This window comes from Bombilactobacillus bombi (assembly GCF_013607485.1).
Taxonomy (GTDB): domain Bacteria; phylum Bacillota; class Bacilli; order Lactobacillales; family Lactobacillaceae; genus Bombilactobacillus; species Bombilactobacillus bombi_A.
The window spans coordinates 1-13,756 of the sequence record NZ_SCHP01000032.1; the positions used below are offsets into that span (position 1 = coordinate 1).

General features: G+C 36.3%; 12 protein-coding genes and 1 tRNA gene. 10 read left to right on the plus strand and 3 right to left on the minus strand.

Annotated elements, in window-relative coordinates; genetic code table 11:
* The 10 genes from ribF to EQ827_RS06350 all read left to right on the plus strand — a co-directional run.
* Positions 1-723, plus strand: a 723-nt coding sequence (gene ribF / locus EQ827_RS06305) for a riboflavin biosynthesis protein RibF (RefSeq protein WP_181190146.1), incomplete at its 5' end; no start/stop codon positions are given.
* Positions 724-812: 89 nt separating this feature from the next.
* Entirely contained in the window at positions 813-1,886 is a 1,074-nt protein-coding gene (hrcA, locus tag EQ827_RS06310) for a heat-inducible transcriptional repressor HrcA (protein WP_181190147.1), read from the plus strand.
* A 15-nt stretch (positions 1,887-1,901) separates the two neighbouring features.
* Positions 1,902-2,525, plus strand: coding sequence for a nucleotide exchange factor GrpE (gene grpE, locus EQ827_RS06315; protein WP_219912658.1), 624 nt, complete (start codon positions 1,902-1,904; stop codon positions 2,523-2,525).
* A gap of 36 nt (positions 2,526-2,561) precedes the next feature.
* The gene (gene dnaK / locus EQ827_RS06320) at positions 2,562-4,412 is read left to right on the plus strand and encodes a molecular chaperone DnaK (RefSeq protein ID WP_181190148.1); all 1,851 of its coding nucleotides are present in this window, start codon (positions 2,562-2,564) and stop codon (positions 4,410-4,412) included.
* Positions 4,413-4,509: 97 nt separating this feature from the next.
* Positions 4,510-5,646 (plus strand): molecular chaperone DnaJ, encoded by a 1,137-nt coding sequence (gene dnaJ / locus EQ827_RS06325; RefSeq protein ID WP_181190150.1) that lies wholly within the window; start codon positions 4,510-4,512, stop codon positions 5,644-5,646.
* Positions 5,647-5,778: 132 nt separating this feature from the next.
* Positions 5,779-7,614, plus strand: a complete 1,836-nt coding sequence (gene lepA, locus EQ827_RS06330; protein WP_181190151.1) for a translation elongation factor 4 — start codon at positions 5,779-5,781, stop codon at positions 7,612-7,614.
* 12 nt (positions 7,615-7,626) lie between these two features.
* Positions 7,627-8,286, plus strand: coding sequence for a class A sortase (locus EQ827_RS06335; protein WP_181190152.1), 660 nt, complete (start codon positions 7,627-7,629; stop codon positions 8,284-8,286).
* A 10-nt stretch (positions 8,287-8,296) separates the two neighbouring features.
* Positions 8,297-10,612 carry a single-stranded-DNA-specific exonuclease RecJ gene (gene recJ / locus EQ827_RS06340; RefSeq protein WP_181190153.1) on the plus strand — a complete coding sequence of 772 codons (2,316 nt, stop codon included), beginning with the start codon at positions 8,297-8,299 and terminating at the stop codon, positions 10,610-10,612.
* A 12-nt stretch (positions 10,613-10,624) separates the two neighbouring features.
* On the plus strand, positions 10,625-11,137 hold the full coding sequence (locus EQ827_RS06345) for an adenine phosphoribosyltransferase (protein WP_219912659.1): 513 nt from the start codon (positions 10,625-10,627) through the stop codon (positions 11,135-11,137).
* Between the two features lie 20 nt (positions 11,138-11,157).
* Positions 11,158-11,246: transfer RNA gene (locus EQ827_RS06350), tRNA-Ser, on the plus strand.
* Positions 11,247-11,362: 116 nt separating this feature from the next.
* On the opposite strand, the gene EQ827_RS06355 is transcribed toward EQ827_RS06350, so the two are convergent.
* The 3 genes from EQ827_RS06355 to EQ827_RS06360 all read right to left on the minus strand — a co-directional run bounded on the left by EQ827_RS06355 (position 11,363) and on the right by EQ827_RS06360 (position 13,357).
* Positions 11,363-12,349, minus strand: a complete 987-nt coding sequence (locus EQ827_RS06355) for a tyrosine-type recombinase/integrase (protein WP_309109346.1) — start codon at positions 12,347-12,349, stop codon at positions 11,363-11,365.
* 33 nt (positions 12,350-12,382) lie between these two features.
* Entirely contained in the window at positions 12,383-12,487 is a 105-nt protein-coding gene (locus tag EQ827_RS09185; protein WP_309109344.1) for an Arm DNA-binding domain-containing protein, read from the minus strand.
* A gap of 117 nt (positions 12,488-12,604) precedes the next feature.
* Positions 12,605-13,357, minus strand: a complete 753-nt coding sequence (locus EQ827_RS06360) for a PH domain-containing protein (RefSeq protein WP_309109345.1) — start codon at positions 13,355-13,357, stop codon at positions 12,605-12,607.
* Positions 13,358-13,756: the final 399 nt, after the last annotated feature.

A 13,756-nucleotide genomic window follows, 5' to 3' on the forward strand; every position in this document is an offset into this window, starting at 1 on the left:
TATCTTTCTTTACTGCCACGCAAACTAGAATTACTGGAACAGATAGGGGTTGATATTGTTTATATTGTGAAATTTGATCAGCAATTTTCTCAATTACAGCCTGTTGAATTTGTAAATGAATTTTTATTAAAGTTCAAGCTTAATACCTTAGTGGCTGGATTTGATTGGACCTTTGGTCCCGCGGATAGAGCCGATATGCAACATTTAAAAACTCTCGCCAAAAATCATTTTTCAGTAGTAGAAGTACCTCAGCTACAAATGGCTGGCGCTAAAATTTCTTCGACTAATGTTAGAAAAGCTCTGAAAACACATCAAATTTTTCAAGCCAATTTAATGTTAAACTATAATTATCAAAATAGCGGTCAGGTTGTTCATGGACGTGCGGTGGGTAGGACTTTAGGATTCCCAACGGCAAATTTAGCAGTGCATCCTCAGCAACTAGTGCCAGATTTCGGAGTATATGTAACCCGGGTACAAATAAATAATCAATGGTATCCAGCTATGACTCAAATAGGTCGCAATTTAACTTTTAATCAGGGACAAAATCCCGTAACAATTGAGGCCAATATTTTAGACTTCGAGCAAGATATCTATGGTAAGACGATGAAATTAGAATGGCTGCAGTATTTACGCGGTGAAATTGCTTTTGATAATCCTCAACAATTAGTTCGTCAATTAAAGCAAGACCAACAAGCAACAAAAAATTATTTTGCGAAAAAATAGCAATCGACTTGACACAGTGCTAAGAGATTGCTATATTTTATACTGTTAGCACTCATAGTGCATGAGTGCTAGGAGCGAGGTGATTTGTTTTGATAACTGATCGTCAAGCACAGATTTTAAAAGCAATTGTGCAGCAATATATTGAAACTGGACAGCCTATTGGCTCGAAGGCTTTATTAGATGTCTTGCCAACCCATGTCAGCTCCGCTACTATTCGGAATGATATGGCAAGTTTGGAAAAAGCAGGTCTCATTGAAAAAATTCATTTGTCTTCTGGACGGGTGCCTTCAGCAAAAGGTTATCGTTATTATTTAGATAACTTGTTGAAGCCAATTAATGTTTCCGAACAGATTGCTGAATTAATTCAATCAGATTTTGCAAAGCCAAGTTTTAATAAAATTGATGAAATTGTTGCACAATCTGCTAAAATTTTATCAACTTTAACAAGTTATACGGCGATTGCTCTAGGACCAGAGAGTAAAAATACAAAATTAACTGGTTTTCGCATTGTTCCATTAAGCCAGCAACAAATAATGGCCATTATTGTTACTAGTAATGGTGATGTGCATAATCAGATTTATAAAATTCCGCATAATTTACCCGGGGATCAAATTGAATCAGTTGTAAGGATTATTAATGATCAGCTAGTTGGTGAAACCTTAACCAAAGTTTCCCAACGTTTAAAAACTGATTTTCCATATTTGGTTGCCCAATATTTGCAGACGCCTGATGGCTTTTTATCAATGTTTGATGAAATCATTGATAATGTTTCGGCAGATCACTTTTTTGTAGATGGTAAATCTAATTTGCTGAATTATGTAGATGTCCGCAATAGTTCTAATTTAAAGTACTTGTATTCATTATTTGACAGTGATCGAGACTTAACTAAGTTATTAGGACTTGATCAAGATAGCTTAGATGAAGAGCCCAAGTCTAATATTAGAGTTCATTTGGGCAATGAAATCGACCCGGAAGCCTTGAAGAATTATAGTTTAATTACTGCCCGTTATAGTGTTGGAGATTATGGACAGGGATTAATTGCTTTATTAGGACCGACAAATATGCCTTATTCACAGTTAATTGGGCTAATTGCTTCTTTAAGAAAAGAATTAGCTAAAAGGCTTTTTGATTACTTCAGAGAAATTAATGGTAATTCAAGTTAGACGAGGAGGATAATATTGGCTAAATCAGAAATCAATCCTGAGGATTTTCCATCAGAAAAAGATATTGCGCAAAAGCAGCCATCTAAAGCAACAGCTCATAAAAAGGCCGCTGCTAAGCAGGTTAAAGATACGACCGCTAAAAAGGCTAAGCAAGTTGATGAAGAAATTGTTGACAAATTATTAGATAAAAATCGTGATTTAGAAAAGCAATTACAAGCGGCTCAAGATAAGTATTTGCGATCTCAAGCTGAAATTCAAAATATTAAAAAACATAATCAGCAAGATCAAGCAGCTTTAATTAAATATGATGGACAAAAATTGGCGACAGCTATTTTACCAGCATTAGATAATTTGCAGCGGGCAATTAGTGCCCAAGAGCAAAATCAAGATAGCAATAGCCAAAGTATTACAGCTGGGGTGCAAATGGTTTTAAAACACTTGCAGCAGGCTTTAGCAGAAAATGGTATTGTAGAAATTCCGGCAGCTGGTAAAAAGTTTGATCCCACTGTTCATCAAGCAGTACAAACAGTGCCCGCTGATGATCAACATCCAGCGGATACGATTGTTCAAGTATTACAAGCTGGCTACCAATTAAAAGACCGAGTTATTCGACCAAGCATGGTAGTTGTTGCTCAGTAAAGTTATTTAAAGCAAAATAAAGGAAGGTAAAGATTTATGGCTAAGATTATTGGTATTGACTTAGGAACAACAAATTCCGCTGTCGCAGTACTTGAAGGCGGAGAACCAAAAATTATTGCAAATCCTGAGGGTGGACGGACTACACCATCTGTAGTTGCTTTCAAAGATGGTGAAACTCAAGTCGGCGAAGTAGCAAAACGTCAAGCAATTACTAACCCTAATACAGTGGCTTCAATTAAGCGCCATATTGGTGAAGCAGGATATAAGGTTAAAGTTAATGAAAAAGAATATACACCGCAAGAAATCTCAGCTATGATTTTGCAGTATATTAAGGGATTTGCGGAAAAATATTTGGGTGAGGAAGTTACCCAGGCTGTCATTACTGTGCCAGCTTATTTCAACGATTCTCAACGTCAAGCAACTAAGGATGCTGGTAAAATTGCCGGTTTGGATGTTAAACGGATTATTAACGAACCAACAGCTTCAGCATTAGCTTATGGTTTGGATAAAAGTAAAGACGACGAAAAAGTATTAGTATATGACCTTGGTGGAGGAACTTTTGATGTTTCCATCTTGGAATTAGGCGATGGCGTCTTTCAAGTACTTTCTACGAATGGTGATACTCACTTAGGTGGGGATGACTTTGATAATGCTATTATGGATTGGTTGATTGCTGATTTTAAATCTCAGCACAATATCGACTTATCACAAGATAAAATGGCTTTGCAGCGCTTAAAAGATGCTGCAGAAAAAGCTAAAAAAGATTTATCCGGAGTTTCAGAAACTGAAATTAGCTTGCCATTTATTTCTGCTGGTCCTGATGGTCCATTACATTTACAAACTACATTATCCCGGGCAAAATTCAATGAATTAACAGCAGATTTAGTTGATAAAACTCGAATTCCTGTTGAAAATGCGTTGAAGGATGCGGGCTTAAGCAGCTCTGATATTGACAAGGTTATTTTAAATGGTGGTTCTACTCGGATTCCTGCTGTTCAAGAAGCTGTTAAGAGTTGGACAGGCAAAGAGCCTGATCATTCAATTAACCCGGATGAAGCTGTTGCTTTAGGTGCAGCTATTCAAGGTGGTGTCATCACTGGTGATGTTAAAGATATTGTCTTACTAGATGTCACACCTCTTTCTTTAGGTATTGAAACTATGGGTGGAGTCTTCACTAAATTAATTGATCGCAATACAACTATTCCTACCAGCAAGTCACAAGTCTTTTCCACGGCAGCTGATAATCAACCAGCAGTTGATATCCATGTTTTACAAGGTGAGCGGCCAATGGCAGCTGACAATAAAACTTTGGGTCGTTTCCAATTGACGGATATTCCAGCAGCACCACGGGGGGTACCGCAAATTGAAGTTAAATTTGATATCGATAAAAATGGTATTGTCAACGTTTCTGCCAAAGATTTAGGTACTGGCAAGTCACAAAAGATTACCATTAAGAGTTCTTCCGGTTTGTCTGATGAAGAAATTGAACGGATGAAAAAAGAAGCTAAAGAAAACGAAGAAACTGATAAAAAGCGTAAAGAAGAAGCCGACTTACGTAATGAAGTTGATCAGTTAATCTTCACCACTGACAAGACTTTAAAGGATGTCAAAGGTAAAGTTTCCGAAGATGAAATTAAGAAAGCTCAAGATGCTGAAGAAGCATTAAAGAAAGCTCAATCTGATAATAATCTTGAGGAAATGAAAGCCAAAAAGGATGATTTAAATAAAATTGTCCAAGATTTAGCAGTTAAGTTGTATCAACAAGCTCAGTCTGATAACTCCCAAAAGGATCCAAATGCAGCAACTTCTGGTGATGCTAATGGTGCTAAGAGTGACGACACTGTTGATGGTGACTTTAAAGAAGTAGACCCTGATAAAAATAAATAGTTAATTGATAACCTGCAATCTTTAATTAATCACAGTCAACGATGAGCCAAAGCCAATCTTTGGCTCATTTCGTTGAAATAGAAAGGCTGGGTAGAATATGGATCCATATGAGACACTTGGCATTGATCGTAACGCCTCTGAGGATGAAATTAAAAGAGCCTACCGCAAATTATCCAAAAAATATCATCCCGATCTGAATAAAGCTCCCGATGCCGAAAAAAAATTTAAAGAAGTTAATGATGCTTACGATATTTTAAAAGATCCTCAAAAAAAGTCCCAATATGATCAATTTGGAACTACGGGCAGTCAACAAGGTGGCTTTAATGGCGGTAATGGTCAAGGATTTAGCGGCTTTGATGATTTTGGCGACTTTGGTGATATCTTTAGTTCATTTTTTGGCGGCGGTTCTAGTCGTCGCAGTGATCCTACTGCGCCTAAAAAGGGCCGTGACCTCGAATATCGTATGAAATTGAAATTTGATGAGGCAATTTTTGGCGGTAAAAAGACCATTAATTATAATCGTCAAGAAGAATGCGCCACATGTCATGGCTCAGGAGCCAAGCCCGGCACTAAACCTGTTACTTGTCATAAATGTCATGGTAGTGGATATATTCAAGTGAGCCAAAGGACACCTTTAGGCATGATGCAAAGTCGTCAAGTGTGTGATGTCTGTGGAGGCAAGGGTAAGGAAATTCCTGATAAATGTCCTACTTGTCATGGCAAGGGCAAGATAACCCGTGGCCATACCGTCGAAGTAAATATTCCTGCTGGTATTGATAATTTACAAAGAATGCGCTTGGATGGTCAAGGAGAAGCTGGCGATAATCAAGGAACTTATGGCGATTTATATATCGTATTTGAAATTGAACCCAGCCGGGAATTTACACGTGATGGTGATACTATTTACTCGCATACCGCCATTTCTTTCCCACAAGCAGCCTTAGGTGATACGATTAAAGTCAAAACTGTTCGGGGACCTGTTGAATTAAAAATTCCTGCCGGTACTCAAAGTGGTACAGTTTTCCGCTTACGCGGACAAGGTGTTCCTCGTTTGCATGGAGGCGTAGGCGATCAACATGTCACCGTTGATATTATTACTCCTAAACATTTGAATACTAAGCAAAGGGACGCCTTACAGCAATTTGCTGAATTAGGCGGCGGCAAAGTTAAAGAACAAGATCGTAATTTATTTGAGCGAATGCGTGACAATATGAAAGATAAATTTGGTAATTAGGCTAATTTGATATTAATGGCCAGGATAATTTGTTCCTGGTCATTAATTTTACATATTTGAATTTAATAAGCTTTACTTTGTTTATAATGAAAAAATTGATATAATGCTTGCTGTAAGTAAAGGAGTGTTTGAATGACCAGTCCTGATTTAACTCAAAGACAAAAGTATATTCGTAATTTTTCCATTGTGGCTCATATTGATCATGGTAAATCCACAATTGCGGATCGAATTTTAGAGATGACGGATACAGTTTCTAAACGTGATATGGAAAATCAAGTATTAGATGATATGGATATTGAACGGGAACGTGGTATTACAATTAAATTAAATGCTGTCGAATTAAAATATCAAGCTCATGACGGACATGTTTATACCTTCCACTTGATTGATACCCCTGGCCATGTGGATTTTTCATATGAAGTATCGCGCAGTTTAGCTGCCTGTGAGGGAGCTTTACTAGTAGTAGATGCTGCTCAAGGTGTTCAAGCTCAAACAATGGCTAATGCATATTTGGCAGTTGATAATGATTTAGAAATTGTACCGGTTATCAATAAAATCGATTTGCCCTCAGCTGATGTTGACAACGTCAAATCGGAAATTGCAGATATGATTGGTATCGATGCTGATAATGCGGTATTAACTAGTGCAAAAAATGGTATGGGAATTGCTGAATTATTAGAGCGCATTGTTAGTGACATACCTGCACCCAGCGGTGATATTAACCAGCCCTTAAAGGCGCTAATATTTGATTCAGTTTATGATAGCTATCGTGGAGTAGTTTTAAGCGTGCGGATTTTTGAGGGCCAAGTTAAAGTTGGCGATAAGATTGAACTTATGAGTAACGGCAAGCAATTTGAAGTCACAGAAGTAGGCGTGATGTCGCCTAAAGCCGTTCCCCGTGAGTCCTTGCTGGTTGGTGACGTGGGTTATATCACTGCCAGCATTAAAAGCGTCAAAGATACCCGTGTTGGTGATACAATTACGGCTCCTGCGAATCCTACCGCAACCGCTTTAGCTGGTTATCGCAAAATCACACCCATGGTCTATTCTGGTATGTATCCAGTTGATAATGCCAAATATGAGGATCTACGCGATGCACTTGAGAAATTGCAATTAAATGATGCTTCTTTAGAGTATGAACCTGAAACCTCGCAAGCCTTAGGTTTTGGTTTTCGGGTCGGCTTCTTGGGGCTATTGCATATGGATGTAATTCAAGAACGTCTTGAGAGAGAATTCAACTTAGATTTAATTATGACGGCTCCCTCTGTTAATTATAAAATTATTTTAACTGATGGTTCGGTAAAAGTAATTGATAATCCTTCACAAATGCCGGATCCTTCCGAAATGAAAGAAATCCAAGAACCTGTTGTACGGGCAGAGATTATGGTGCCTAAAGATTATGTTGGGGCTGTAATGGAACTATCAGAACGTAAACGGGGCCAATTTCAGACAATGGATTATTTGGATAATTATCACGTAAATGTTATTTATAAGTTGCCTCTAGCAGAAATTATCTATGATTTTTTTGATAGTTTAAAGTCTAGTACTCATGGCTTTGCTTCCTTAGATTATAGTATTAGCGGCTATGAACCAGCAAAAATGGTAAAAATGGATATTTTATTAAATAAAGAACCTGTTGATGCCTTAAGTTTTATAGTTCATGAAGATTTTGCTTATGAACGCGGACGAACAATTGTTCAAAAACTTAAGCAAATAATCCCCCGGCAGCAATTTGAAGTGGCTATCCAAGCAGCTATTGGAACTAAGGTTGTCGCACGTTCAACGGTCAAAGCCTATCGAAAAGATGTTACAGGTCCCTTATACGGTGGTGACCAGACTCGGAAGAATAAGTTATTAGAAAAGCAAAAGCGCGGCAAAAAGCGCATGAAAGAAGTTGGACGTGTTACAGTACCCCAGGCAGCCTTTATGGCGGTCTTACAAATGGGCGATGATGATTTAAAAAAATAATGGAGCTAAAAAATGAAGAAATTTTGGAAGATTTTTTTGACATTATTGGTATTAGTTACAGCTCTAGGATTAATTTTTAATGAACCTATAAAAGTTTATCTCGTACAGCAAGTTTCCCAAACCCGCTTAAAAAAACTAACCAAAGATCAAGTACGACAAAATAATTTGCGTACTGCTTCGTTTGACTTTGCCAAGGTTAAACCAATTACCGTACAGCAGGCTGCTAAAGCTGCTGTTAAAAATAATGCTGCTGCAATTGGTAAAATTGCCATTCCCTCTGTCAATTTAAAATTACCAATTGTTAAGGGAGTAGATGATACTGCTTTGGCCACAGGTGGCGGCACCTTAAAACCTGATGAAAAAATGGGTCAGGGCAACTATGCTTTAGCCGGACATTATATGACAGATAAAGGTGCTTTGTTTTCGCCAATTTCGCGCGTTCAAATTGGTGATTTGATTTATATCACTAATTTAAAGAACGTTTATACCTATAAAGTAGATTTGAAGCAGGTTATTTCACCACGTGCGACATGGACTATGAATAATCAGCCAGGCAGTAAGCTTATTACTTTAATTACCTGCGCTGATGGAGGAGCTAATCGGTGGTTAGTTCAAGGACATTTAGTAACATCACGGATTGCTAATCGTGCTACCTTAGCAGTATTTGGATAGGAGGGTGTAATTGAGTCTAAAATTTAATTGGCAACCAACTAGTCAAGCTCATGTAACTGAATTAGAGCAAATAACACAGAACACTGGTTTATCACCAGTTGTGGCTCGGCTCTTATGGCAGCGAGGCTTAAAATCTACTTCTCAAATCGAACAATTTTTACATCCCCAACTATCCTCGTTACATGATCCTTATTTACTTCATGACATGGATATAGCCATAGAGCGGATTACGCAGGCTATTTTTAATGATGAAAAAATTCTGATCTACGGTGATTATGATGTGGATGGGATGACAAGCGCTGCTATTTTAAAAGCTGCGATTGTCGACATTGGAGGTCAAGCAACAGTTTTTATACCTGAGCGTTTTACTGATGGTTATGGTCCTAATCAGACACGTTATGAGCAATTTGTGAAAGCTGGTTATCAATTAATTATTACTGTCGATAATGGAGTAACTGGGTTAAAAGAAGTGCAATATGCACAAGCCCAAAATGTTGACGTAATTATTACTGATCATCATACTTTACCAGCGCAGTTACCCAAAGCAAAGGCAATCGTGCATCCACGTTACCCTGGTAGTACTTATCCTTGTCCAGATTTGTCCGGGGCGGGTGTAGCTTTTAAAGTAGCCAGTGCCTTATTAGAAGAACCGCCTCAAGAGTTACTAGATTTAGCTGCATTAGGTACTGTGGCCGATATGGTAAAATTAACTGATGAAAATCGAATTTTAGTAACTTGGGGTTTAAAGCAAATTCAAATTCAGCCTCGTTTGGGAATTGAAGAGTTATGCCAACAAGCACATGTTAATGTGGCTGATTTTGATGAGGAAACTATTGGTTTTCAAATAGCACCCCGCTTAAATGCAATTGGCCGATTAGATAAAGCTATTAATGGTGTTAAGTTTTTATTAACAGAAGATGTCCAGTTGGCCAAAGCATCAGCCAAAAGGGTTGAAGCACTTAATCAGCAACGAAAAAAATTGACAGCTGAAATTGTCGCAGCCACAGACTCAACAGTGCAAAAGCAATTAACAAAAGGCCAAAAAATTATTGTAGTTGCTGGAGAAAATTGGCATCAAGGTGTTTTAGGTATTGTTGCTGGCAAAATAGCTGAAAAGACCAATCATCCAACGATTGTACTAACTATTTTAGCCGATGGTAAAGCAGTTGGTTCAGCAAGAAGCATTGCGGATTTTAATTTGTATCAAGCCTTAGCTGCAGTTAAACAATACTACCAAAATTTTGGTGGGCACGCTCAGGCTTGTGGTCTCACTATGGACGAAAAGGATATTAGTACCTGGAGCGAGCAGCTTAATAAATTGGCAGTTGTGAAATTATTAGATGTTACAAAAAAGCCTAAGCAATACTATGATTTAGCACTAGATGTTTCACAAGCCAATACTGATTTAATGCAGCAACTGCAACTTCTTGCTCCTTTTGGTCAAGGAAATCTCTTGCCGGTGGTTAAAATTAATCATTTTAATTCTTATAGTGTTGGTTATTTAGGTAAAAAAGGTCAAGATCATCTCAAGATTTCCTTGCAACATGACCAGCATAGTCTAGAAGTCGTGGGTTTTAATTGGGGACAATTGCTGGATCAATTACAAAGTGATACAATTACAGCTGTTTATGGCACCTTAAAGCAGCATAGGTGGCGCAATCATGCGCAGATTCAGGTTAATTTACAAGATGTTGATTTGAATGGAACCATTAAACTTAAGATTCAAGATTTACGTGAAAGTAGTTCTGTTCGGGCTAAACTGCTGCAAACTGACAATAATTTAGTTTTTTTTCAGAAAAAATATTTCAATCAAGTTAAAGAACTTTACCCGCAGGTTCAGTGTTTTTTAGCTGAACAGAATTTAAAGAATATTGATCACGTCACTTTAGTAGATCGACCGCCTAATATAGAAGCTTTTGAAAAATTTATTCAACAAAATCCGCAATTGAGTGAATTAAATTTGATGTTTTATACAAAATATCCGCATTATTATCAGCTTCAGCTGCCGCCACCAACATGGCACCAATGTTTAAAGTATTTTTTGAACCATCAAGCTCTGCCAAGTAAAAATTTGAAAGCAATTGCGCAATATTTAGGTTTGTCAATTTTTGAGATTAAATTTGTTTTAACCGTGTTTTCTGAGTTAGATTTTGTTAAAATAAGAGATGGTTTGTTAGTTCCAACAACTAAGCTAGCTGCGCAACAATTAACTGATTCACCAACGTATTGTAAAATTAGAGATTTGGCAGAAGTCGAACAGAAACTTGTTAATGTTCAATTTGATGATCTTGTTAAATTTATTAATCAAATAACAAATGATATTTAGGGAGCTATATCCATGGATTTTAAAAAATATGTTGCAAATGTTAAAGATTTTCCAGAACCGGGCATAATATTTCGCGATATTTCACCATTAATGTATAACGGAGAGGTATATGCAGCTGCGACGGACCAGATTGTTGATTATGCTCGTAAGCGTGGTACTGAAATGATTGTGGGTCCAGAAGCCCGCGGATTTATTGTTGGTTGTCCGGTTGCGTATAAATTAGGAGTGGGATTTGCTCCAGCACGTAAAAAAGGCAAATTGCCTCGCGATACTGTTTCAGTTACTTATGATTTGGAGTATGGTCAAGCATCATTATACATGCAAAAAGATGCCGTTAAACCTGGTCAAAAAGTATTAGTAGTCGATGATTTAATGGCGACTGGTGGAACTTTAGCTGCTACAATTAAATTAGTTGAAGAATTAGGTGGTATTGTTGTCGGAACAGCTTTCTTAATTGAGTTGACTGATTTACATGGCCGTGATAAAATTAAAAACTATGATATGTTTACTTTAATGCAATATTAGTAGCGTAAGCTACTTTTTATGGAGAGTTGGCAGAGTGGTAATGCACCGGACTCGAAATCCGGCGAACCGATTCGATATCGGCGCGCAGGTTCAAATCCTGTACTCTCCTTTTGATAATAAATTAAAAGAATTACAAAAAACGAGAATCCTATCAAATCAACATTTTGAGGGGTTCTCGTTTTATATATTCCATTAAAAAACATAAAAAAATAAAATAATTTGGCACTATTTTGGCACCACAGAATGATTGTTAGATGCACCTATTTCAAGGCTATTAAGTACTTTTTCGATTTGTTGATCTGTTTTAGTCTTATATTCATCAATTAAATAAGAGTAAACGCGAATAGTTGTAGTCATATCTTTATGACCTAATCTCTTAGAAATCACATATAAATCAATATTGTTATATAGCAGAAAAGCAACGTGTGTGTGGCGTAACGAATGAAAATGAAATCCATTACGATTTATACCACAGTCTTTTAAACTTTCTTTAAGTGTCTTATTTACAGCACTAGAAGTAGGTATAGTTCCATACTGATTAATAAAAACTTGCTCTGTGGAATGATCTAGTTGAGATAGAATATTTAAAATATCATCATTAACCCGAATAACTCTTTTAGAAGATTCATTTTTAGTGTCTTTGAATATTTTTAAGCCCTCATGCCATGATCTTTTTATAGTAATTGTTTTAAAATTTGAATTGATATCATCCCATTTTAGACCCTGTATTTCGCCAAGTCGCATCCCCGTAAATATGGCCAGGAGAATCATATACTTAGCAGTGAAATGAGGGTTAAGGGTTTGATGTAAAAATGTTACTAGCTTAGTTAAATCACTCATACTCAAATATTCAATTTTTTGTGTACGGTCTTTATCAAAAACTAAATTAGTATTTTGAATAAAATCTTTTTTTACAGCATCATCATAAAGTGCAGATTTAACACAAGCATGAATTAAAGAATTAATTTTGCTAATTGTTGCTTTAGAATGATGCATTCCATAATCAGATAAAAACTTTTGATAATTTTGGCGAGTAATATCATTAATAGGATAGTCTGAAAAATAATTTTTTAAAACATGATGAGCATGAATATATGTACGTTGGGTGCGTTCGCTAATATTTGGCTTTTTATATGTTTCATACCAATTCAAGAAATATTCTGGAAAGGGTATTTTTCCAGATAAAGAGATCGGACCTTTAGCAGCACGAATTTCAAATTCATTTGCATATAATTGTGCTTCCTTTTAAGTTGCAAAACCACCTTTATTTTCACGTTGATATTTCCCGCTAGCATCTTTATAGCTAATGCGAGCCATCCACTTTTTACCTTTTTTTACAAATGTTGCCATTGATAAAACCTCCTATATTTATTAAACTAGAAGGTGCAGAAAGACACCTTATGTATGTGTATCTGTTAGTCACACTCAAAACTTTGGTCGGGGATGAGTGTGGCTTTTTTGTGTTATTTATAATCCTAATAATTGCTGTTTTTTAGCATTAAATTCTGCTTCGGTGATGAGACCCTCATCCAATAATGATTTGTATTGGCGCAATTGTTCAGCAACGTCATTATTTTGCATTGGTTGCTGATTATACCGCTGGTTATTATATTGTTGAAAATTAGCCATTTCAGTTTTAATTCTATCAACCATAATAGGTGCTGTTTGTTTTGAAACATCTTTAACGCCGGTAGTCACAGCACCATTAGTAATAGTAATGGAACCTAATAACATTCCAGTAGAATAAGATACGCTGTTAATCATATTTAAAGGAATTTCAGTTGATTTTATACCATAAATCAGACCTTTATCAATGAATAAAATTCTAGTATTGGTCAAAACCATCAAAACAGTATTTCCATCAACTAATCCGCTAGTAGCGTATTTAACAATTTCGTTTTGTTGCAAAATATCAGGTAAGGCTCTTACTTCCTTTTTAGTTCCAAATAAATCTGAAACACCTGCAGCCTCAAATTGAGCTTGAATTTCAGTTAATCTAGAATTAGAAGAACCAAGAATAGCTTGTTTTAAATCATAGTTACCAGCTATGTATTGCTTTAGCATATCAATGTTTATTTGATTGATATATTTTAAAGCGTCATTAGCACTATCAAAACCAGCCTGCTTCAAATGATCTGCACACACCCATTGTCCATTAATTTGAACTTTACCAGTCATTACTCCAATTTTTTGTCCATCTATTGCACATATTTTACTCACAAACTCACTCCTCCAAAATATTTATAAATTGATTATACTACTTTTTACATACGGCCAATCAACAAATCTTTCAGCTCAAGATGGAATTGTTGCTGATTTCATAATTTGCTGTTTGGTACGGTAATATTCAGTGCCATTAAAAGCTCTGCCATGAAACAATTAGCGTCATATTCAATACCGTAAACTTGTTTATATTTGTTTTTTATTGCGTTCATAATTACCTACTTCTAATTTTCTGAATAACTACCAAATTTGCCAAAATAAAAAAGACATTCTAGAAAATATAATCTAAAATGTCCCTTTGAAATTGTATCATATAATTTTATAATGAATGCCGTGCTAATAAGCAAAATAGTAAGACGATTAAAATAGCCGGTGTAAAGACAGTCTCTTATACAC

Bases quoted from the DNA above. Each gene is read 5' to 3' on its own strand.
- EQ827_RS06335 (WP_181190152.1), top strand. From the start codon at position 7,627: ATGAAGAAATTTTGGAAGATTTTTTTGACATTATTGGTATTAGTTACA.
- dnaJ (WP_181190150.1), top strand. From the start codon at position 4,510: ATGGATCCATATGAGACACTTGGCATTGATCGTAACGCCTCTGAGGAT.
- EQ827_RS06345 (WP_219912659.1), top strand. From the start codon at position 10,625: ATGGATTTTAAAAAATATGTTGCAAATGTTAAAGATTTTCCAGAACCG.
- dnaK (WP_181190148.1), top strand. From the start codon at position 2,562: ATGGCTAAGATTATTGGTATTGACTTAGGAACAACAAATTCCGCTGTC.
- EQ827_RS09185 (WP_309109344.1), bottom strand. From the start codon at position 12,487: ATGGCAACATTTGTAAAAAAAGGTAAAAAGTGGATGGCTCGCATTAGC.
- lepA (WP_181190151.1), top strand. From the start codon at position 5,779: ATGACCAGTCCTGATTTAACTCAAAGACAAAAGTATATTCGTAATTTT.